Origin of the sequence: Bernardetia sp. MNP-M8, assembly GCF_037126285.1 — a bacterium.
Lineage (GTDB): Bacteria > Bacteroidota > Bacteroidia > Cytophagales > Bernardetiaceae > Bernardetia.
Genome location: NZ_CP147012.1, coordinates 2,173,242 through 2,196,074, shown reverse-complemented (window position 1 = coordinate 2,196,074; position 22,833 = coordinate 2,173,242). Strand labels below are relative to the sequence as shown.

The window sequence follows — 22,833 nt, the reverse complement described above, 5'->3', positions numbered from 1 at the left end:
ACTGATATAATATGAAAGGAATTATTTTAGCTGGAGGTTCTGGAACACGTTTGCACCCTCTGACACTCGTAATGAGTAAACAACTTTTGCCTGTCTATGACAAACCAATGATTTATTATCCTCTTTCGGTTTTGATGCAAGCAGGAATTAAGGATATTTTGATAATCACAACACCCCATGACAACCCAAATTTTGTCAATCTTTTGGGAGATGGTTCACAGTTTGGGTGCAACTTCGAATATGCTATTCAAGAAGTTCCAAACGGACTTGCACAAGCATTTGTAATTGGAGAGAAATTTATTGGAGATGATAGCGTCGCTCTTATTTTGGGAGATAATATTTTTTATGGTACAGGTTTACAAGAAACTCTCAAAAAGAGCCAAAACCCAACTGGAGGAATTGTTTTTGCCTATCATGTAGCTGACCCTGAAAGATACGGAGTCGTAGAGTTTGACAAAGGCAAAAAAGCTATTTCTATTGAAGAAAAACCTTTAAAACCAAAATCAAATTTTGCTGTACCAGGGCTTTATTTTTATGACAATGATGTGATAGAAATTGCCAAAACTTTAAAACCTTCTCCACGAGGAGAATACGAAATTACAGATATTAACAAATATTACTTAGAAAAGGGCAAACTCTCTGTGGAGATAATGGACAGAGGAACAGCTTGGTTAGATACAGGAACTTTTCACTCTTTAATGCAAGCAGGACAGTTTGTAGAAGTAATTGAAGCAAGGCAAGATTTAAAAGTCGGTTGTATTGAAGAAATTGCTTATAAAGAAGGTTTTATTTCTGCTGAAAAGTTAGAAGAACTTGCAAAACCATTGGTAAAAAGTGGTTATGGTTCGTATCTTTTGAAAATTTTGGCTCAAGAAAAGGAATTTGGGAAGTAATAATATATCTTATCTAATCCCACGAATAAATTCGTGGGTTTCGCTTTCTTGAGTGTGAAAAATTTTTTATGTATTTTCATTTACAGTTATCACTTACAACTTTTATTATATTTCAATTCCAATAACAGTAATATCATCTCGTTGTGGAGTATCTTGTTGATGTAAATCTAGCATTTCCATGAGTTCGACATACTGCTCTTCCATTGGCAAATTAACTATTTCTTGTAATGTTTCTTCAAACTTTCTTGACCCTATTTTCTTTCCTTTTGCATTAGGTTGGTCTATCAACCCATCACTTGTCAGATAGAGTTTTGCTCCTTTTTGCAGTTGTATCCGTTCACAAACAAAAGCCTTTTCCTTTCTAGTGACTCCTCCAATAGATTTTCGTGTTCCTTGTAGTGTTTGTAATTTAGCCTTGTTCGTATTATTATCATTCACCTCATTTTCAGCATAATATAAAGGTCGTTTCGCACCTGTAAAGTAAACTGTTCTTTCTGTTTCTGTTGTTTCTTCTACAATACAGAGAGCTACATCCATTCCGTCAGCATTTGCTTTTTCATTTTGTCGTAATGCTTTCTGAATACGCTTGTGTAAAGATTCTAATATTTCATCTGAATTATGGGTATTTTTTAAATGGACAATTTCATTGAGCAAAATAATTCCAATTACAGACATAAATGCCCCAGGGACTCCATGTCCTGTACAATCAACAGCAGCAATAATTTTTTTGGTAATCTCTCCACGTTGTAATTCAATTGGAGAACGACGAGGAATAATGGAAGGTGCAGCCGTTTGAATAGTTGCAGTCCAATAAAAATCGCCACTTACAATATCTTTAGGACGAAAAATGACAAAATGCTTCTCAAAGGTTTGATAGAGTGTTTCTTGAGAAGGCAAAATAGCTTGTTGAATTTTTTCAGCATAGCGAATCGAATCCGTCATTTGCTTATTTTGATGCGAAATTTCATTAGATTGTAACTGTAACTGTTCGCTTTGTGTCAAGATTTCTGTTTGTTTCTCTTCTAAAAGCATTGTTTTTTCTGTCAAATCATTGGTTCTTTGAATGACTTTGTCTTCTAACTCCTTATTTTTCGCCTCAATGAGAGCTTGTTTTTCTCTTTCTTGTTGAAGTTTGTTATGAATAAGTTGTTTTCTAGTTTGATTAAAAGTAGCTGCCAATCCGTATGAAAAAAGAGCCATTTGAAGTGTAATGCTAGCCAAAACTATTGTTTCCAAATACCTAGAAGCATCAATAAAAAGTAGTAACTCTAACGAATAAATTGTAATAGCAATTACAAAAAATGAGTTTCCCCAAAGAAAATATTTCACATTTTTGTGACCTTCATAATAGCTTTTCAGACCTGCAAAAAGAAGTGAAATCAAAGAAAGAGGTAAAATAATTGTTGTCAAAACTCTTCCCAAATGCCAAAAACGCAAGAAATAAAGAAGTGTAATTCCTAAAGTAACATAGACCAAAACTTGAATAAATTTATGCCAGCGAGGTGCAAAAATAATTGTTTTGAGATGATCTTTTCCAAACATGAGGAGCGCAAAAACAGACAAAATCCCACTAAAAAGTCGTATTCCAACATCAAGGCGAGGAAATTCCATTAAAAAAAGTTCTCCCAACTGTCCAATATTACTAAAAATATAGGTAAAAATAAGAAAATTATATAGAACATAAAAAATATACTGCCTATCCCTAAGTGCAATAAAAACGAGTAAATTATAAATGAGCATTACCCAAATAGCCCCATAAAAAAAGTTATGAAAACTACGTGCTGTCAGAAATTCGGCTTCATAACCATCGGGAGTATAGGCTGTAAACCATCTTCTGAGTGAATAGCGAGCATCTTGACTAGAAAGTTTTGTACTACTATGCAGACGAAAGAAAAATATCTTCGTGCTTTGAGCAGGAATTTCTAGCATAGAAACCGAAATACCACCTCTTTTTACACCTCTTTCAGAGCGAGGAATTAATGAACCACCAAGTTGAGTAGAATAAACACCATCTCTTTCCTCTATAAAAAGCATGACGGAATCTATAAAACCAGTTGGCACAAGCAGTTTTTGAGTAGAAAAATGTGGATTTTGAATAGTCAAACGCAGCCAATATGTAGCTACATCCTCCGAAATATCATGTAGCCCATAGGGAGTAAAAGAATATGGATTTAGCCCTTTAAAAGTATAACTATTTTTTTTATCCTTAAAAACATCAAAGTAGCTATTTAATTCATATTCTTCTTTCAAAGAATCCAAAATCAGTACACGTTCTTTGTCTATATTTTTTGTAAAAGGCTGAGCAATTAGTTCTGTTGAAAAAACAAAAATACATAGAAAAAAAACTCCAAAAAGGAGGGTATTTAAAAACCCATTTATTTTTATTTTTTTCATGTAAAAATTCGTTTTTTGTTCTTCTATGCAAATTACATGATTGTTGGTTAAGATTGAAAATTATTTTGAATTAGTAGATAATTTATAAAATCTATATTGTTACAAGAAAAAGAATTAAATCAATTTAAGATTTTGTAAAAAGCTGAAAATCAAATTTTTACATAAAATAGAATGATTTTAGTAAACATTACGATTGCAGAAACGTATTTTTAATGTTAAGTTCGTAAGTTAGAGTTTTAAGAGGTTTAAACCCTAAGGGTTTTGAAAACCCTTAGGGTTTCGCTATTTACTATATTCATCATTAAAACTAACCACTATCTCTATTCAATTATGAGTAATTCTTCCTTATATAATTCCGACAAAGAAGCAGCCGACGCATTAGCCAAACATTATCAAGAACTCAAAAAAGAAATAGCAAAAGTAATTGTCGGACAAGAACAAACCGTAGAATTACTATTGACAAGTATTTTTTCACAAGGGCATTGTCTTTTAATTGGTGTTCCAGGGCTTGCCAAAACTTTACTAATTAGCACTCTATCGCAGGTATTGGATTTAGATTTTAACCGAATTCAATTTACGCCTGACCTTATGCCTTCTGATATAGTGGGTGCAGAAACACTAGATAAAGACCGAAACTTGAAGTTTGTAAAAGGTGCTATTTTTTCAAATATTGTTTTGGCAGATGAAATCAATCGTACTCCTCCCAAAACACAGGCAGCACTTTTAGAATCTATGCAAGAGTATTCGGTTACAATTGCAGGTGTAAAACACAATTTACCACGACCGTTTTTTGTATTGGCAACTCAAAATCCTATTGAACAAGAAGGAACTTATCCACTTCCAGAAGCACAATTAGACCGTTTTATGTGTAGTGTTTATTTGGGTTATCCGTCTTTTGAAGAAGAAGTAAAAGTAGTTACGAGTACCACAACAAATGAAAAAGCGACATTAAATAAAATAATTTCAGCAGAACAAATTATTGAATTTCAGCAACTTATTCGTCGTGCGCCTGTTGCTCAAAATGTGATTGAATATGCTGTAAATTTGGTTCACAAAACTCGCCCAAGAACAGAACGTTCTACTTCAGATACGGATAATTATTTAGAGTGGGGAGCTGGTCCTCGTGCTTCTCAATATTTGGTATTGGGGGCAAAATGTCATGCTCTTTTGAATGGAAAATATTCGCCTGATATTGAAGATGTCCAAGCCATTGCTATTGCTGTTTTGAGACATAGAATTGTCAGAAATTTTAAGGCAGAAGCTGAAAATATTACGGTAGAAGATTTAATTCAACGACTTTGGTAAATTATTCAAAATAACATAACCTTCTAAAAAACAGATAGTTCTATGAAAAAAGGGCTATCTGTTTTTTTGTTTTTCTTATTAAAAATAAATGAAAATTACACGATACTACTAAAAATGAAGTTAAACCAAATTTTATTTTTTATTCAAAAAAAACCTTAATAAATACTATTTTATTGAAATAAATGATTTATTTTGAAAAAATAAGTTCTGTAAAATTGTACTTATCAAATAATTTTACTACAAAAACAGACTAACTAAAGATATTTCCTTTAAAAAATTAAATTTTATGCCTTCTTAAATTTTATTTGATTGTATCGTTCAATCTTCAAATTCGTTATATTCATATAAAAACAGGTTTTTCCTTGCCAAATTCTACTATCGGTTACCCAAAACTCCCTTATTTTCCCATCTCCCCTACTGATGAGCCACTTAACAAATCAACAAATATTTTACTATATAGAAAACCAGAACCCTCAACCTGTTCTGAGTTTTTTTTCCAGTTTTTCAAAACGTTTTTATTTTTTTTGTAAAAAACGAGACCAACTAAAATTGCTGAGTGAACATCAAGTTCAAGCTATTTTTGATGATGCTTGTATTTGTCTTTATGATAAAATAGAGGCCAAACAAATTACATACAAACAGATGACAGCTTCTGCCGAAACACTAATTTTTGCTATAGGAAAAAATATGGCATTACAACAAGGAAGAGAACAGTTGAAATATAATTCTCTACATTCTTCTTTAGATACTAATTATCAAGAAGTTTTGAAAAGGACAGAAGATACAGAGGATTATTGGCTAACAGAGCTAGAAATAAAACAACTTGATGAAGGACTTAGAACTTTATCAACCAAAAACTATGCACTAATTGTAGAAGGGTTTATGGAAAATAAATCTTACTCTCAAATAGCTCAAGAACAAAACTATTCTTCAGCAAATGCTGTTGGTGTTTCTATCCATAGAACTTTAAAAGTTTTAAAAGAATATGTTAGTAGAATAAGAAAGCGAGATGGAAATTATTAAACATAGAAAAAGTTTTGTTTTTATAACTGAACTTTTCTTGTGCAGAACTCGTTGGGTTCTTTATAAAAGAAATTGTTTTTGATAGTTTTTACTAATTTTCAAAAACCTGCTTGTATTTACTTTCAAGCAAATAAGAAATGAACACAGCCTAAGATTTAGCTTTAGTATCAAAAAGTAGACAGCTCTAGCCACACATTTGTTGGTACGACTTAATTGGTTTGCTCTTTAGTTTAAGCGTCTTGTTCATAGTGTAAGTTTTAAAGCATTTTTATAGTTTCTAAATTACTGATATTTTATGGCTTAGTGCAGGAGTTCGAATCTCCTCGTTCGCACAAAAAAACACAACAAGAATGCGAACGTAGCTCAGTGGCAGAGCAAGAGTCATTGGACGTAAGTAGGTAATTTCAGTAAATATGATTATGAGTGATAGCTAAAATTATCACAGATTGACGAATTAGCTCAGTCGGTAGAGCATCGGAATTTCCAGTCCGAGGGGCGCAGGTTCGATTCCTGTGTTTGTTACGGACAGGCACATAGGTTAGGTGTCTGTCCATTTTTTTTGTAAATTGAAAATTATAACGTACCTTTTGAGGTATCAATAAAGATATATTTGATTGATTATTTTTTTAATCTCTCAAAAAAAGAAATGAGTATAGCCTAAGATTTAGCTTTAGTTTCAAAAAGTTGGTAAGCTAGTCAGTTTTCATAAACTGGCAACTTCTGAGTGTTCAGAAATAGCTTATTTGCTTCTTTAGTTTAAGTTTTTTGCTCATAGTGTAAGCTTCAAAGCATTTTTATAGCATTCTGATTATTGGTATCTATGACCCAGCGCAGAAGTTCGAATCTTCTCGCCTCCACAAAAATCAAATCAAAATTGGGGGCGTAGCTCAGTGGCAGAGCAAAGGTCATTTGACGTAAGTAGATAATCTAGAAAACTACAAAAATGAGTAATGATTAATACCCATTACAACCGATGAAGTAGCCAAATTGGTTAAGGCATCCGACTCAAGATCAGAGGATTGTGGGTTCGAGTCCCACCTTCATTACGGACAGGCACATAGGTTAGGTGTCTGTCCATTTTTTTATGACTTTGATTTACAATACAATAGTTTATTTTTCTAACTCATATTCTTGCATTTTTCTATAAAGTGTTGTCAGTCCAATACCTAATATTTTAGCTGTTTCAGACTTATTATTTTCTGTATGAGCCAAAACACGTTTCATGTGATGTTTTTCTACTTCTGCCAGACTTGTAAGTGGTGTAATAATAGCTCCGTTAGTTGCACCTGTTTGCCCAAATAATAATACATCAGGGCTAAGAATGTCATCAGACATAATAACGGCTCTTTCAATTACATTTTTGAGTTCTCTTACATTTCCTTTCCAACTATATGTTTGTAATTTTTCAATAAAATCTTGTTCAATCATAGGACTTTTCTTTCCCATTTTTGAAGATAAATGTTTTACAAAAAAACGAGCTAATAATTCAATATCTCTTCCACGTTCTACAAGAGGTGGTAAATGGATTTGAAAAACAGCCAAACGATAGTATAAATCTAAACGAAACTTGTTCTCTTCTGCTTCTTTTAATAAATCTCGGTTGGTGGCAGCAAGAATACGTGTCTGAATTTTGGTAACCTTTGTATCTCCTACCTTTATAAACTCCCCTGTTTCAAGAAAACGCAATATTTTTGCTTGAAGCTCTAATGGCATTTCTCCAATCTCATCTAAAAAAACTGTTCCTCTGTGTCCTTCTTCTAGTAGTCCACGCTTGTCTTTATTTGCTCCTGTAAAAGCTCCAGCTTTGTAACCAAAAAGTTCAGATTCTAATAAATGAGGTGCAAAAGCACTACAATTTAATGCAACAAATGCTTCTTTTGCTCTATCGCTTTCATAGTGAATAGCTTGAGCAAAAACCTCTTTTCCCGTTCCTGTTTCTCCAGTTAAAAGTACAGTTGTGGGTGTTGAAGCAACTCTTTTGGCTAATGTAATCGCCTTTTGAAGACTTTCTGATTCTCCTATTACAGAACTAAAACCATAATTATTTTGAGCTTTATCTGTAATTCTATTTAGACGTTGTTGTAGTCTTGCTTTTTCTATTCCATTAGCAACCAACGGCAAAAGGCGATCATTATCATCACCTTTTGTGAGATAATTGAACGCCCCATTTTGAATGGCTTTTACACCATCTTTTATAGTTCCGTAAGCCGTAATAACTATTATTTCTGTATTAGGATATTTTTCTTTGTAGGTTTTGGTTGCCTCTACACCATCACCATCAGGTAGCTTTACATCAGTAAGAATAAGATCAAAGTCATCTTTTTCTAATGCTTTGAATGCTTCTGCAATGTTTTTTGCCTGTGTAATATTATATCCTTCTAATTTTAATGTCCTTGTGAAGAGTTTTAATAATTGTTCTTCATCATCAATGAGTAATATTGAGCCTTCCATTCAAAGTGCTATTAAATTTTTGAGTAGTATCTATAAGGTTATTTATGCGTTGAAGAGATTTTTGATTCTCTTCATTATTTTTCAATTCTAGTAAATTAAATTCTAGTTGATTGAGAAACGAATTTGTTTGCATCTGACTGATTTGAGGTTGTTTTTCTACAACTTCTTTTACAGTAATGATGTAACCAGCAAATTGTTTAGTGTTCTGTGTATTTGTATAAAAATTTTGTTGAGTAACTTGATAAATGTATTCATTTCCATGGTCTTCTATACGCAAAATACGTGAATTTTCTTCTCTTTCTTGTTCATTGATTAAGTTAGTTCCAGAAGGTTTTAGTTCATCATTATCAATAAAACGAGGCTTTAGAGTAGGTGCAATCAACTTTCTCATCAAATTACTTTTCAAAGCCATATCAGGGGCGTATTTTCCCATCCAATTTTTTGGTTGTCCTACTTGCATTAGATTTGCCAATAATTCATTAATAGCAACTACTTTTAGATTTTCATCTAATACTAACACACCTTCTTGCAACTGGTTCATGACAGCTTGTGTATGTTGATTTCTATACATTAATTTGGCTACTGCAGACTCTTCGTGTTCTTTAAGACGATTTACCATTGTATTAAAGGTAGAAGCAATCAAACCCAACTCATCTGTTGACTTGATTTGTAGTTGTTGAGAATAATCATAGTTAGCAACAGCTTGCAACTTTTGTTTTAATCGAACAAGAGGTTTTGTTATATAAATTGGGAAATACAAAATAAAGATAAAAGTAAGTCCAACACTAAGAACTCCTAATGTAATAATAAATATTGAGTTATTATTTGCAAGTTCTTTAGCATAGGCACTACGATTCAAAAATGATTTTTTATTAATAGCATAAATAACTAAAATTTGGCTTTTAGCATCCTGATAATCATCTTCAATTTTAGGTATATAAGAAAGTGTAGGTAAATCATTTTTAGCTTTTACTGTTTCAAAATTAGAGATGTAGATTTTATATTTATCATATAGTTGTGCTACTAATTCTGCTTCATTTGGTTCTGTAATATTGGCAGCTTGTAATTCAAAATTTTCCTCAAACTTTGATTTTGCCTTTTTATAATTAGTCGTTACTTGTGATGAATAGTCAGGGTTCTCTAACATAAATTGCTGAGCTTTTCTAATATCATCAAGAGAATTAAGCATCTCAATACTATAATCTATTGAAGTAAAATTATCTACTAAAATTCCTTTCGAATTTTTATCTAATTTATATACAGCATACCCACCAACAGTTGCCAATAGTGAAATCACTACAAACAACAATATTAGTCCAGAAAAAAGTTTGGTACGCAAACGCATGATAAAAAAGTAATTTAAAATTTTGGTAATATAGTTTTGATAAGTAACTATATTATAATCATGTCTTATGCCGAAAGTTGCCTTTTTATATAAAAATGCCATAAATAAGGCTTATAAAGGGCTTAACAAGGTCTTTACAGACTTTTTTAAAAAGAATATAACAACAACAAAACTTCTATTTTTTTTCAAAATGAAAAACTATATTTTCATTTTGGGAAAAAATTTTTTTTTGTTCAGTCAAGGTCAATAAAAAACTACTACAAATCAGTAATGCACAATATTTTAACTACCTTTGTTAAACAAAACTAATATATATTATATCTACGTTTGTTAAGATTGAGGATTACAAACCATATTGATGTGTATCTATACAAATAGTTACAGGACCATCATTGAGTAGTTCTATTTTCATATCTGCTCCAAATTGTCCTGTTTGTATAGGTTTTTCTAATTTTTCTTCTAATGCGTTTATCATTTGTTCATAAAGAGGAATAGCCAAAGAAGGGGGAGCAGAATCAGAAAAAGAAGGACGATTTCCTTTTTTTACATTGGCATATAAAGTAAATTGACTAACTAATAAAATATCTGCTTCTATATCCTTTACAGAAAAATTCATTTTATCGTCTTGGTCTGAAAAAATGCGTAGTCCAACTATTTTTTTACTAAGCCAGTCAATTGTTTTTGAAGTGTCAGTGGCTGAAACACCTAAAAATACAAGTAGTCCATTCTTTATTTCTCCAATTACTTTACCTTCTACCTTAACAGATGCTTGTGTAACTCGCTGAATAAGTGCTATCATATTTTTAAAGAACTATTTTTTTTGATATGAATTAAATTTACCTCATTTTGGACTAATATAAATATAATTTTATTTTTGTAAAAATAATTTATTAGCACTTTACTTGTAGGTAAACTAATATTTATTATTGATAATGTATTTTTTGTATAAAATATATCAGGAAAACAATCAGATTTATACAACAACTTATGACCACTTTTTAAAACTATTACTCATCTGATTAAAAATTAATAATTATCATGGCAAAACTCAATCAATTAGAATCTATCAAAACGGAGCTAAAAACGCTGCGTTCGCATGAAGAAAAACTAGCTCATTTTATGAAAATAGATGATGAGGGTGGCGAAATCAGTTATATGCAGCCTAGTATTATGGGAAATGGAGAATATGGAACTCAAATCCGTTTTTATATTCGTGTAGACGAACTCTATTATTCAGCTCTTCTGACTCTGCCAAGTGCTAAAAATGTACAGAAAGTGCTTCGAAAAGTATGCAGAAAAGGATTTGCATTTTTAGAGAAAAACGAAGATGATATACGAGTAGACTTTTTAGACATCAAACATCCAGATGAACTTTTGACTGTACATAAAAGAACATTAGAAGAAGTTTGTAAAGACAATAATAAATGGAGATAGTTCTTGTATCTAATACATATAAAAACATCATAGATTATTTTTTTAGTTTATGATGTTTTTCTGTTTTTATCTAAAAGATATATTTTTATGGATATTCTAGCAAAAATAGTTTTTTCAGCAATTGTTTTTAAGAGCAAAACATAAACGGAAAGAAAGTGAAGGTTGGCTACACATAAAGTTCAAAGAACATACAAGTTGGTTTAGTGTTTTGACTACATGCACTGAAGATATGATGTATGAATATCAAGAGTATGAAGTAATTATGCAATTTCTTGTTCCTGAACAAATAAAGGATTCCTTATATGTCGGAAATGAATTTGAAGGAGGATATGGAGGAAAGTTATTTTTTACTGGAAAAATTTTGGAAGTTAGTGAAGACTTTAAAAAACAGTATTTTTTATAGAACATTTACATAACAATAATCAATTTTGCCAAAAATTAAGATGATTAAAGTGCGTACTGTTTGTAGAAAGTAGTAATTTTGTGGATTAGGATTTTAATAGAATTGAATAGATATTTATTAGTAATGAAATATAAATTATATCACTACCCTTTTTTTGCAATTTTGAGCTTGGTAACATTTGCTTTTATCTTCCAAAGTTGTGGAGAAGATGAGATGAGCGAAGAAGAAAAAGCAAAAAATACTATTATTGCTACTTTTGAGAACATTCGACGTATTTATAGTGAAGAAGGATTACTCAAAATAAAAATTGAAGCTCCTTTAGAATATATTTATCAAAATGAAGACCTTTATTACCCAAGCAATTTTAGAGTGAGTATGTATGATACCAAAGGCAAAATTACTACTACACTAACAGCAGACTCAGGTCGCTATGAGAGAATTAGTAAATTATACCATGCCTATGGAAATGTAGAAGTAGTTAATTATGAGCAAGAACAGAAAGTAAATACTCCTGAACTCCATTGGAACGAGTTTAAAAGAGAAATTTATACAGAAAAAGAAATTGCTGTCAAAACACCAACTGAGACCCTTTATGGAATTGGAATGACTTCGAATGAGACATTTAGTAAATATAAAGTCTGGCAACCAACTGGAAGTTTCATTTATAAAGAAAGAACTCAAGGATTTGAAAAACCTGATAGTACAGATATGCAAAATCAAAAAAACACTTCCTATTCTAATCTTCAACAATCCTTACCAACCCAATAACATCCATTTTAGAATACGAAAAAATACAAAATTAACAGTACCTTTGCCAAAATTTTTATTTTATAAATCCGTTCAATGAAATTACTTGAAAATATTTTATTAGCTTTTTGTGTTGCTTCTTTAGCAATTGGTGTACATCAACTTTATTATTATGAAGTGCAGGAAGTATATTGGATATTGAGCCTTTCTGTCTTATTGTTTTTGGTATATACTTGGATAAAGTCAAAAAACGCTGAAAAAGAAAAAGCTGAAAATCAAGAAACTAAAAAACAGGAAAATAAAAGTAACTCTAAAAAGCAATATGTGGATAAAGAGAACTCTAACCTTACACCACCCAAAAAGAAACGTAAAAAAAGAAACTAAAACAGACAGTAATTAGTGATTAAACTAGAGTCAATTAATGAATGTAAAATCAATAATTTGACTTATCACTAATAACTTATGACTAATAACTAAAGAAATGAACCCTTGGATCCCCATATTTATATCACTTTTATTTTCGGCTTTTTTCTCGGCTATCGAAATTGCTTTTATTTCGGCTGACCGTTTGCAACTTGCCTTAAAACAAAACGAAGGGGGACGAACAGCAAAACTTTTATATAGATTTTACAAATTAGAAGATTACTTTATCTGTACAACACTTACAGGAAATACAATTTCACTTGTTTTGTATGGAATTTTTATGGCACAGGTTTTAGACCCACCTCTAAAAAATCTTTTTACAAAATGGCTTATTAATAATGATGCGCTTATCGAAACGGCTGTTTTGGGAAGTCAGACTATTTTATCAACAATGCTAGTTTTGGCAGTTGCTGAATTTTTACCAAAAAGTATTGCTCTTGCCAGTCCGAATCGAATTATTGAAATATTAGTCCATTTTATGAGAGCTGTGTATTTTGTTTTTTATCCTTTTGTGTGGATAATTATAAAGTCGGCTAAATGGTTTACTAGAAAAGTTTTTAAGATAGAAGAAGATAGAGAACTTCCACTTTTGGGCATTTCTGACCTCAATCATTATATTCAAAAATTGAGTGGTTCGCAGGGAGAAAAGTCAAATGTAGATGCTGATTTGTTTCAAAATGCAGTAGAATTCAGAACACTAAAAGTTAGAGATTGTATGATTCCTCGTACTGATATAGTTTCGATTTCTATTGAGGAAAGCATCGAAAAACTACAACAACTTTTTGTAGAAAGTGGACATTCCAAAATTATTATTTATAGAGAAACTATTGATGATGTAATTGGTTATAGTCACGCTTTGCGACTTTTTGACAATCCCACAACCATAAAAAGTGTCACAGACAGTATCTTTTTTGTTCCTGAAACCATGCACACCAACGAACTTATGATGCGCTTTATTGCTACTCGTAAAAGTATGGCACTTGTTACAGATGAGTTTGGAGGAACAGCAGGAATTGTTACAATTGAAGATATTGTAGAAGAAATTTTGGGAGAGATAGAAGACGAACACGATGAAGAAGGTTTGTTTTTTGAAAAAATTGATGAGAAAAACTTTTTGCTTCATGCTCGTTATGATATTCAAGAACTCAATGAAAAACATAACTGGAATATTCCAGAAGGAGAGTATGATACACTAGGAGGATATATTTTAGAAAAACTAGGAACAATGCCAGAAGCAGGAACACAAATTAAAGATGAAAACTTTACAATTCTTGTCAAAGAAATGCAGGGCGCACGCATCGAAATTATAGCAATTCGTTTTTATGAAACTCCTTACTCAGAGGAAGAAGAAGATATAAATTAATTTGAGTTTTATTTTTATTTGAAAAATCAGCTAAAGAAAATATTTTGGAAAATTATAACACGAAAAAAACATTTTTATCATTTTTTCATTCAACGTTTTTGACATTTCAAAGAACGACTCTATTCATTTTATTTGTTTTTTTGAGTAGTTTTTTTACTCAAACTATTTTTGCTCAAAATGATTCTATTCCTGCTAATGAATTACCTTTAGCAGATTCATTGATGCAAAAAACAAGTGATTCGACAGTAATGATAGCTCCTTTTCCTACTGATTCTACCAAAAAAGATTCTGTTCAAAAGAAAATAAATAATCCAGCAGATACTACAAAAACAGCTAGTACAGATAGCACAGCCACAACAGCAGCATTATTACAGGGCGAAACAACACCTAAAATAAATACGGATAGTATAGAATATGCAGCTAACTCAGTATGGAAGCTTTATGAAGAAGATTTATATCTCAACACGAAAAGAGAGATTCATCCAGATACATCTGTCCATAATTTTCATAGGTACGGCATTATTCAAAGGAATGATTATACCTATCAAGATTTGGGAAATCTAGGAACGGCTGCTCAATCTATTTTTTATCAAGAACCCAATCAAATTGGCTCACGTTGGGGAGTTACAGCTTACGAACCCTATATTCGAAGACCTTCTGAAGTTCCTTATTTCAATACACTTGCTCCTTATGTAGACATTTATTTAGTGCAAGGAGGACAAGGCAAGTCGTGGCTAGATGTAGATTTAAGTAGAAATGTAAATCCTGATTGGAATGTCAGTATTTTTTATAGGCGTATAAGTGCAAATAAAGTTATTAATCGTGCCTTTAGGAGGAATGACGAACAAGTAGAACATCAAACTTTTAGTTTTACAAATCGCTTCTTTTCCAAAAATCATCGTTATAAAATGTTGGCTCATTTTTCTTGGTACGACCACAATATATTAGAAACTGGAGGTGTAAAATCAACTATTTCCTTGGATGGTTTTACAAATCAAAATGTTATTGATACACTTGTTCAATTAGATAACTCAGAACTAGATTATAACTTACCTAGTTTTGGTGATGTCGTACAATATGGACGTACATTTCATATTTATCAACAATACAGTATTACTAAAGGAGGACAGTTTGAGATTTTTCAATTGACAGATTATTCTAGAAACACAAATAGATATAGTAATGATGGAACTGCTTATGGAGCAAATGTAGCTTTTTATAATCAGTTTTCAGACTTCCCTTCTGTTGTGGCTGCAAATGGATTTACATATCGAACAGCTTTTTCACAACTAGAAAATAAAGCAGGAATAAAAGGACGGATAAATAATTTTCAATATCGAACCTTTGCCAAACTCCGAAATTATGAAGTGCGTTATGATTTTCCTTTTGTACAAGGAGAAATACAGACTAGCCAAAAGATAGATATTGAACCAGAGCTTTTTGTAGGAGGTGGATTGCGTTATTTTCTCAATACAAAAGCAAATGATAAACTAGAGAAAGAAATAAATGAATTGAACGATTATAAAAAAGAGCGTCAAGTTTTGGATTCACTTTCCAAAAAAGACTCTACCGACATCAATTTTAAGCCTTCTATTTCTATAAAAGATAATACGATTTCTGTGGTTTCTTATATCGATGCTTCGGCAGAATATCAACTTGTTTCGGAGCTAGTGGGAGATTATAGAGTTTCAGCAGAATGGATTCGAAATAACTTAACTGTTGGATTAAATAGAACGGTTTATTCTCCGTCTTTAATTCAGCAATATTCTTTTCAGCCACAACTACGCTGGCAAAACGATAACTTTGAAAGAACAACAAGTGATAAAGTGTATGCTTCTATTGAGTTTAATCCATTAAAACTTCCTTTTCTGAGTAAGGTAGATTCTGCCTATAAAATTTCCCTTCGTCCCTATGTTTCGGCAAGTAATATTCAGAATTTGGTGTATAATGATTCTAACTCAGTAGCTCAACAAAACTCAAAAGCAACACAACCCATTTCGGCAGGATTAGCCATTAATGGTTCATATAAAAAACTACATGCGCTTTTAGATTTTCGTTATAACCGAAATTTAGGTGAAGATTTGGTCAGAATGCCTCCAGTTTTTGTCAATTTTATGCTCTTCTATAAAGATAGATTATTCGATAATGCAATGGAAGCCGAAATAGGAACAGATATTCATTATCATAGCAAATATAAAGCAGATGCCTACAATCCACTTATTCAGCAGTTTCACTTACAAGAAAAATATAATGTAGGTGGTTTTCCTCAAATGGATTTATTTTTCAATTTTAAAGTCAGTAGAGCCAAAATTACTTTAAAGGTCAATAATGTTTTGTTAGATGCAGCAGGACAAGGTTATTATGATACTCCTCTCTATATTGCTCAACCTCGTGCAGTTGAAGTAGTGATTAATTGGTTATTTTTTAATTAGAAACGATTTTTTGTCGTCAGTGAGATACCAACAACGGCAAAGATTTTACAAAATCTCTAAGTGCATTTATAAATTGTTCTTTTTGCATAAAAATTATTTCTTTCAAATACTATTTCGACTAATAAAATTTAATACTCCTTGAAGCATTTGTTCTACTTGCTCCTTCGTGTATTCATCATATTTTCCATGAGCAGCTTTATTTCTCAAATCTAACCAAGCAGTAACTTGTTTTTGGTCTAGCATATTATATACACCTTCTTTTGCTAAATCATCATTAATTGAATTAGCTCTTTTAGGAACTTCTTTTTCATTTCTTATGATAAAAGTATCTATTTCATTTGCATCACAGAGTTGCCTAAGATGCTCCTCTAATGTACTTCCTATCATAACAGCAGCAGGGTCTTTGTAACCTTCATTCAATAAATGTTCTGCCATTTCAAGGAAATCAGTAAATATTTCTGCTGAAACTAATCCTTTTACAGAAGTTAGCCAACCTTGCTCAATTTCTTCTTTGACTCCCAACAAAATACCTTTATAAGAATCGATTACAAATTTGGGATTAATTGGCATGTTAATTTCTATGAACTTATTATAATAGGAATGATTTTTCCCAAAAAGTTTCTCTATGAAAGATAAACAAGATGATTGTAACTGAGAGAATAACTCTTCGTTTACACTATGTTGTGACCACATACCATCACCAGTAATTATTCTAGAAGCTAATGTTCTATCAGCCAATTCTATAAGACTATCTACTCTTTTAACTAATTTTTCTTGTGTATTCATTTGATTTAATTTTTTATGATGATAAATTTACCCCACCTGACAAACCACTCCCAACTGCTCAATATCCCTAACCAAATCGCTAGTCGGATTTATTTGTAAATGATGCGAAACGGTTTTTATAAAAGTACGTCCTGATTGTGGTGCTTGGTGGAAAAATTCCATTTTTATTTTACAATCTCCACCTTGACAGTCATTAAATAAATTCTCTAAATCCATTATCAATGTTTCGTTGAGATTCAGTAAATTAATGGCAATATTGATACTTGAAATCGGCTTTTGTTTGACATCACTAAGCAGCGAAATATTTTTTATTTTGAGTTCTACTTGGTCAGGATTATTATATCGCTCTTCCATTCTTCCAGTAATCAAAAGAAATTCTCCCATTATCAAAAAGCCTTTAAAATGGTCATATTCCTTTCCAAAGAGTGCAAACTTATAACTTCCAGAATAATCTTCTAACGTAAATAAACCAAAATCTCTTCCAGAGGCTGTCTTTCTGTGTGCTACTTCGATTATCATTCCTCCTACTTTTACTTCTGTGCCTTTTCGTGCATTAGCAAGATTTAAAAGTGTGGAAGAACAGTTTGTTTTCATCTCAATTTTGTACTGGTCTAGTGGGTGTCCAGAAATGAAAAAACCGACCACTTCTTTTTCCTTATTGAGCTTGTCTATTTCTGTCCATGGTTCTATTTCGGCAAGGCGTGGACGCATAACTTCTACTTTTCCATCTGCTCCTCCAAACATAGAAACTTGTGCTGAGGCTGCTTCTTCTTTCTGTGCCTTTGAGTACGCTAAAAGTAATTCTAAATTGGTCTTTCCTGTGTCAGTGGGTGCAAAAATTTGCGCTCTATGCACCTCTTCAAAACAGTCCAATCCACCTGCAAAAGTTAAGGCTTCAAAAGTTCTTTTATTGATAACTGACAAATCCATTCGCTCTACAAAATTGAAAATATCTTCGTATTTTCCTTTCTCTTCTCGTTCTGTGATGATATGCGAAACGGCTGTTTCTCCTGCTCCTTTTATGGCTGCAAGTCCAAAACGAATTTGTCCTTTATCATTCACACCAAAACGCTCAATACTCTCATTGACATCAGGTCCTAAAACAGGCACACCAATACGCTGCGCTTCATCAATAAAAAACGTAATTTTATCAATGCTACTCATATTGTTGGTCATAACGGCTGCCATATATTCGGCTGGATAATGCGCCTTCAAATAACCCGTTTGGAAAGCAACAACCGAATAAGCTGCCGAGTGAGAACGGTTGAAACCGTAGGCAGCAAATTTTTCCATTACCTCAAAAACTTCTTCGGCTTTTTTCTTATCAATTCCGTGTGTTTTCTTTGCTCCTTCTACAAAAATGGACTTTTGTTTTGCCATTTCTTCAGCTTTTTTCTTACCCATCGCACGACGCAAAATATCTGCACCACCGAGCGAGTAACCTCCCATGATTTGGGCTGCTTGCATAATCTGCTCTTGGTAAATCATAATTCCAAAAGTAGGCTCAAGAATAGGTTTTAAGAGTTCATGAGGATATTCGACAGTTTCTCTTCCATGTTTTCGGTCAATATAAGACGGAATAAAATCCATTGGCCCTGGACGATACAAGGCATTCATGGCAATCAAATCTTCAATATTTGTAGGTTTTAATTCCTTCAAATATTTACGCATTCCATCCGACTCAAACTGAAATGTTCCGACGGTATCGCCTCGTTGGTAGAGTTCATACGCCTTTACATCATCAATTGGAATTTCGTCTGGGTCAATTCTAATTCCATGATTTTTTTCAATTAAATCAATGGCATCTTTTATAATAGTTAAAGTTTTCAGACCCAAAAAGTCCATTTTTAGCATTCCTGCATCTTCAACTACTTTTCCATCAAATTGAGTAATAAAAAGGTCAGCATCTTTGGCTGTACAGACTGGAATATATTCGGTAATATCATCAGGCGCAATGATTACACCTGCTGCGTGCGTTCCTGTATTACGAACAGAACCTTCCAAAACTTTAGCATTTTGCAAAACTTTTCCTTGCAAGTCTTTTGCTCTAAAGATTTGTCGTAATTCTTCTACTTCGTCAAAGGCTTTGTCTAGTGTTGTCCCAGGTTTTTCAGGAACAAGTTTGGCAATTCTATTTGATTCATCTAAAGGCAATTCCATCACACGAGCAACATCTTTAATAGACATTTTGGCTGCCATTGTTCCGTACGTTACAATTTGTGCTACTTGATTACGACCATATTTTTTTACTACATAATCGATTACAGATTGCCTTCCTACATCGTCAAAATCCACGTCAATATCTGGCATAGATACACGTTCAGGATTCAAGAAACGTTCAAAAAGTAGATTGTAAAGAATAGGGTCAATGTTGGTAATTCCGATACAATATGCAACTACAGATCCTGCTGCCGAATTATGAACCAAAAACGAAGAAGTCAAATAATTATGTTCTTCTTCTACTTCAAAATCGTAAACTAGAGTTTGATTAGGAACGGTTTCTACACTTCTTATTTTGAGTAAAAAACCGTCTTGTTTTTCATTTTTGATTGGCTCATAAATATAATTTGCCTTTGCTGCTGTCTTTCCAATTCGCTTGTCTTTTGGAATGGTTACATAATAAGCTGTTTGTGTATTTTTGAATGCTTCTCTTTTGTCTATTCGATTATCAATTCCTAAAGAAGCTGGAATATTAATTCTCCAACAAAGAAAACGAACTTGGTCAGCTAATTTTCTTGAAACTGTTGTAAATCTAAATTTGCCTTCTCCCTCATATCCATCTGCTGCACAATATCCTTCTAAAAACGAAGCTACATTTTCTTCTGATGCAGAAAGAACAAAATCTGGAACGTATTTAGTTGCTGAACTAAATTCATACTCATCATACAATTTTTTGAAAAGTAAATAAATAGGTTTGCTATTTACTGCCAGTTGTATCAGTTTTCTAGTTTTTGAATGATTTTCGCTTACCTCACAACCAATTTGCTCAAATTTATTTTTTACAAAGTTTAGATTTTCTTTTTCACTTTCATGAAAAGCAAAACCAACAAGAGGACGTTCATTTTTACGAATCCAACCATCACCAGTAAAAATTCCAAATATTTTATACCAATCTTTATCTAATATTATTTTTCTCTCTTGTGTTTTTGTTCGTTGAATGGTATTGCAAAGTGTATTTTGAACGTCATGATAAATTGTTTCTTCATCAAAACGCAAATCATTCAACGCAGAATATTCACTCAAATCAGCCAAATCAAATTCTTTTATTTCTTTTATTTCAACTTTTGGCTTTGGAACAAAAACCCAATCACCTTCTGAAATTTCTTGTGCTTGTTTCCATTCCAAATTCCCTATTGGACGTGGTTTTGCTCTATTTTTCTTTGTGCTTTCTGCCCAGTTTTCATAATTCTTTGGAAAAAGCTGTTTTTCTGTCAGAATTTTATGGTCTTTGGTTAGTGTAATTCCTTCTGTTTCTCCGTAATAGGTTTTTATTTTTAATAATTCTTCTTTGTTGTTGGTCGGATAAACGAATGTATTTTTTACTTTTCTAATTGTTCCACTTTCTGTAATTACTTTATCTCCTTTCTCAATATCACAAATATTTTTTGTTGTTCCGTCATGCAAAACCACCTTGGCATCAGCCGTCAAACAACCACGACCTGGACCCACGGCAACACCAATTCTTCTAGCTTCATTGATGAAATCTTGTACAATCAAAAAGTAACCAGGAAAACCCATGTCCTTCATGATTTTGAGTTCTAAATCTATACGTTCTCTGATGGCAGGTGTAATTTCTTTATAGCGTTTGGCTGCTCCTTCATAAGCCAAATGAGCCAAATACGCATCTTCATCTGGAAACTCTGCTGGAATTTCATATTTTGGTAATAAAATATCACGCTTTAGCTTTATGACTTCCGTTTTATTTACAATTTCCATTGTCGTTTCAATGGATTCTGGAAGGTCTGCAAAAAGCTGATTCATTTCTTCGGCAGACTTAAAATAAAATTCGTGATTCGGAAAACCAAAACGATAACCACGACCACGACCCACAGGCGTACTTTTCGGAATGCCATCTTTCACACACAAAAGTGTATCATGAGCATCTGCATCTTCTTTTTTGAGATAAAAACAATCGTTGGAAGCAAAATATTTTACATCGTATTTGTCAGCCCAACTCAAAAGAATTTCATTTACTCGCTCTTCTTCTTCTAATCCATGACGCTGTAATTGAATATAAAAATCATCTCTAAATTCTTCTAACCACCATTGGAAAGCCTCTTCTGCTTGTAGCTCTCCCACATTCAAAATTAGTTGAGGAATTTCTGATCCAATTCCTCCTGTGGTGGCAATTACATTTTCTTTATATTTTACAATAAGCTCTCTATCGATACGTGGAACACCTGCATAATATCCATCTACATATCCATAAGAACACATTTTGGCAAGATTATGATACCCTGCTTGATTTTTAGCTAAAAAAACTTGTTTGGTACGACGGTCTGGATTGTCTTTGGTAAATTTATGTTTGTGTCTATCTTCTGTCAAATGTAGCTCTGCACCAATAATTACTTTTATACCTAATTTTTCGCCTTCCCCAACAGCATAAAAAGCACCATGCATATTTCCAATATCAGTAATGGCAATGGCAGGCATTCCCATTTCATGGGCTTTACTGACCAGTTTTTTGACGTTTGCTGTACTCTGTAAAATGGAAAATTGAGAATGAGTATGAAGATGCACAAAAGGCAAAATTTCATCTAGTTTTCTATCTTTTTTTAATCTATCACTTGCCTTACTTTTCTTTTGTACTTGCCCAAAATTAGCCTTATCCAATTCTGGTGCTTGATAAACAACCATTTCAGGTGTAATATCTTCTACTGTCGGAACTACTTTATTTTGTAAAAGTCCGAAAAAACATTTTGCTGTTGCATCTACATCATAGGCTGCATCGTGAGCATCTGCAAAGGGAACTCCGAAAAGTTTGGTGTGAAGCTCAGTAAGTGTAGGCCATTTGAAACGTCCACCACGTCCACCTTGAATAGCCACAAAATCTACCGAGGTAAGTTTTGTACAAAGCGTTTCTTTTTCCATAAAACCACGCTCAATACTGGTTCTATGAAATTCTGCTCCCATGATAGCGACATCAAATTCTACATTGTGTCCGATGAGAATATCAGCTTTTTGATAATCATCAGCGAAAGCATTCAAAACATCAGACAAAGGCTTTCCATTTTCTTCTGCTCTTTTGGTAGAAATTCCATGAACTTTTTCGGCATTGAAAGGAATCGTAAATCCATCTGGATAAACAATATGATTTTGAGCAGACAATAAATTTCCTGTTTTGTCGTGCAACTGCCAAGCAATTTGGACAAGACGAGGCCAGTTTTCAGAATCTGTAACAGGTGCATTAAAGTTTTTTGGAAGTCCTGTGGTTTCGGTGTCGAATACTAAATACATATATGGTAGTGTTTTGTTGTTGGTGGGGACAACGGCAAGATATGAATATCAATAACAAAGAAGAGTTGATGCTTATTTTCACACTACGAATTTACAAAAAAATGCTCAAAATATGCGCAGAAATAGTTTTTATTTCTAGTGAAAAAATGAAAATTCTGCTTTTTTATTTGAGTCTTATAGACTAGAAACATAAAAAAGGAGATGTTTATAGGATATACTTTGTTAAAACTAATTGCTAATTATCTGAAAATAATTACATTTACAAAAATAAGTAAATTTAGAACTTTTTCTAAAAGACAAACGTTGAAATCAGTTATCTATTCCAATAAAACGTAATAAAAAAACTGAGCTTATAATTCCTACAACTTAATTAATCA

At 32.4% G+C, this 22,833-nt stretch carries 15 protein-coding genes and 2 tRNA genes; 11 read left to right on the top strand and 6 right to left on the bottom strand.

What is annotated here, in order from left to right:
• Nucleotides 1-11 precede the first annotated feature (11 nt).
• Nucleotides 12-893 carry a glucose-1-phosphate thymidylyltransferase RfbA gene (gene rfbA / locus V9L04_RS09095; RefSeq protein ID WP_338793777.1) on the top strand — a complete coding sequence of 294 codons (882 nt, stop codon included), beginning with the start codon at nucleotides 12-14 and terminating at the stop codon, nucleotides 891-893.
• A gap of 105 nt (nucleotides 894-998) precedes the next feature.
• On the opposite strand, the gene V9L04_RS09090 is transcribed toward rfbA, so the two are convergent.
• Entirely contained in the window at nucleotides 999-3,287 is a 2,289-nt protein-coding gene (locus V9L04_RS09090) for a 7TM diverse intracellular signaling domain-containing protein (RefSeq protein WP_338793776.1), read from the bottom strand.
• 330 nt (nucleotides 3,288-3,617) lie between these two features.
• Between V9L04_RS09090 and V9L04_RS09085 the strand changes: the two genes are divergently transcribed.
• The 4 genes from V9L04_RS09085 to V9L04_RS09070 all read left to right on the top strand — a co-directional run bounded on the left by V9L04_RS09085 (nucleotide 3,618) and on the right by V9L04_RS09070 (nucleotide 6,661).
• Nucleotides 3,618-4,592: an AAA family ATPase gene (locus V9L04_RS09085; RefSeq protein ID WP_338793775.1), complete on the top strand. Its 975-nt coding sequence runs from the start codon at nucleotides 3,618-3,620 to the stop codon at nucleotides 4,590-4,592.
• Between the two features lie 549 nt (nucleotides 4,593-5,141).
• Entirely contained in the window at nucleotides 5,142-5,615 is a 474-nt protein-coding gene (locus V9L04_RS09080) for a hypothetical protein (protein WP_338793774.1), read from the top strand.
• A gap of 448 nt (nucleotides 5,616-6,063) precedes the next feature.
• Nucleotides 6,064-6,137: transfer RNA gene (locus V9L04_RS09075), tRNA-Gly, on the top strand.
• A 450-nt stretch (nucleotides 6,138-6,587) separates the two neighbouring features.
• A tRNA-Leu gene (locus V9L04_RS09070) sits at nucleotides 6,588-6,661 on the top strand.
• Nucleotides 6,662-6,725: 64 nt separating this feature from the next.
• Here V9L04_RS09070 and V9L04_RS09065 read toward each other — a convergent pair.
• The 3 genes from V9L04_RS09065 to dtd all read right to left on the bottom strand — a co-directional run bounded on the left by V9L04_RS09065 (nucleotide 6,726) and on the right by dtd (nucleotide 10,210).
• Nucleotides 6,726-8,066 carry a sigma-54 dependent transcriptional regulator gene (locus V9L04_RS09065; protein ID WP_338793773.1) on the bottom strand — a complete coding sequence of 447 codons (1,341 nt, stop codon included), beginning with the start codon at nucleotides 8,064-8,066 and terminating at the stop codon, nucleotides 6,726-6,728.
• Nucleotides 8,041-9,513 (bottom strand): HAMP domain-containing protein, encoded by a 1,473-nt coding sequence (locus V9L04_RS09060; RefSeq protein WP_338793772.1) that lies wholly within the window; start codon nucleotides 9,511-9,513, stop codon nucleotides 8,041-8,043. Before V9L04_RS09060 ends, V9L04_RS09065 begins: the two co-directional genes overlap by 26 nt.
• A 241-nt stretch (nucleotides 9,514-9,754) precedes the next feature.
• Nucleotides 9,755-10,210, bottom strand: a complete 456-nt coding sequence (dtd, locus tag V9L04_RS09055; RefSeq protein ID WP_338793771.1) for a D-aminoacyl-tRNA deacylase — start codon at nucleotides 10,208-10,210, stop codon at nucleotides 9,755-9,757.
• Between the two features lie 239 nt (nucleotides 10,211-10,449).
• Between dtd and V9L04_RS09050 the strand changes: the two genes are divergently transcribed.
• From V9L04_RS09050 to V9L04_RS09025, 6 genes are all read left to right on the top strand, one after another.
• Nucleotides 10,450-10,845 carry a hypothetical protein gene (locus V9L04_RS09050; protein WP_338793770.1) on the top strand — a complete coding sequence of 132 codons (396 nt, stop codon included), beginning with the start codon at nucleotides 10,450-10,452 and terminating at the stop codon, nucleotides 10,843-10,845.
• Between the two features lie 121 nt (nucleotides 10,846-10,966).
• Entirely contained in the window at nucleotides 10,967-11,248 is a 282-nt protein-coding gene (locus V9L04_RS09045) for a hypothetical protein (RefSeq protein WP_338793769.1), read from the top strand.
• A gap of 123 nt (nucleotides 11,249-11,371) precedes the next feature.
• Nucleotides 11,372-12,016 carry an LPS export ABC transporter periplasmic protein LptC gene (gene lptC / locus V9L04_RS09040; protein WP_338793768.1) on the top strand — a complete coding sequence of 215 codons (645 nt, stop codon included), beginning with the start codon at nucleotides 11,372-11,374 and terminating at the stop codon, nucleotides 12,014-12,016.
• Between the two features lie 75 nt (nucleotides 12,017-12,091).
• Entirely contained in the window at nucleotides 12,092-12,379 is a 288-nt protein-coding gene (locus tag V9L04_RS09035) for a hypothetical protein (protein WP_338793767.1), read from the top strand.
• A 97-nt stretch (nucleotides 12,380-12,476) separates the two neighbouring features.
• Nucleotides 12,477-13,781: a hemolysin family protein gene (locus V9L04_RS09030; protein ID WP_338793766.1), complete on the top strand. Its 1,305-nt coding sequence runs from the start codon at nucleotides 12,477-12,479 to the stop codon at nucleotides 13,779-13,781.
• 140 nt (nucleotides 13,782-13,921) lie between these two features.
• Nucleotides 13,922-16,213, top strand: a complete 2,292-nt coding sequence (locus V9L04_RS09025) for a putative porin (RefSeq protein WP_338793765.1) — start codon at nucleotides 13,922-13,924, stop codon at nucleotides 16,211-16,213.
• A 102-nt stretch (nucleotides 16,214-16,315) separates the two neighbouring features.
• On the opposite strand, the gene V9L04_RS09020 is transcribed toward V9L04_RS09025, so the two are convergent.
• Entirely contained in the window at nucleotides 16,316-16,999 is a 684-nt protein-coding gene (locus tag V9L04_RS09020) for a hypothetical protein (protein ID WP_338793764.1), read from the bottom strand.
• Between the two features lie 27 nt (nucleotides 17,000-17,026).
• Entirely contained in the window at nucleotides 17,027-22,456 is a 5,430-nt protein-coding gene (gene dnaE / locus V9L04_RS09015; protein ID WP_338793763.1) for a DNA polymerase III subunit alpha, read from the bottom strand.
• Between the last annotated feature and the right edge of the window lie 377 nt (nucleotides 22,457-22,833).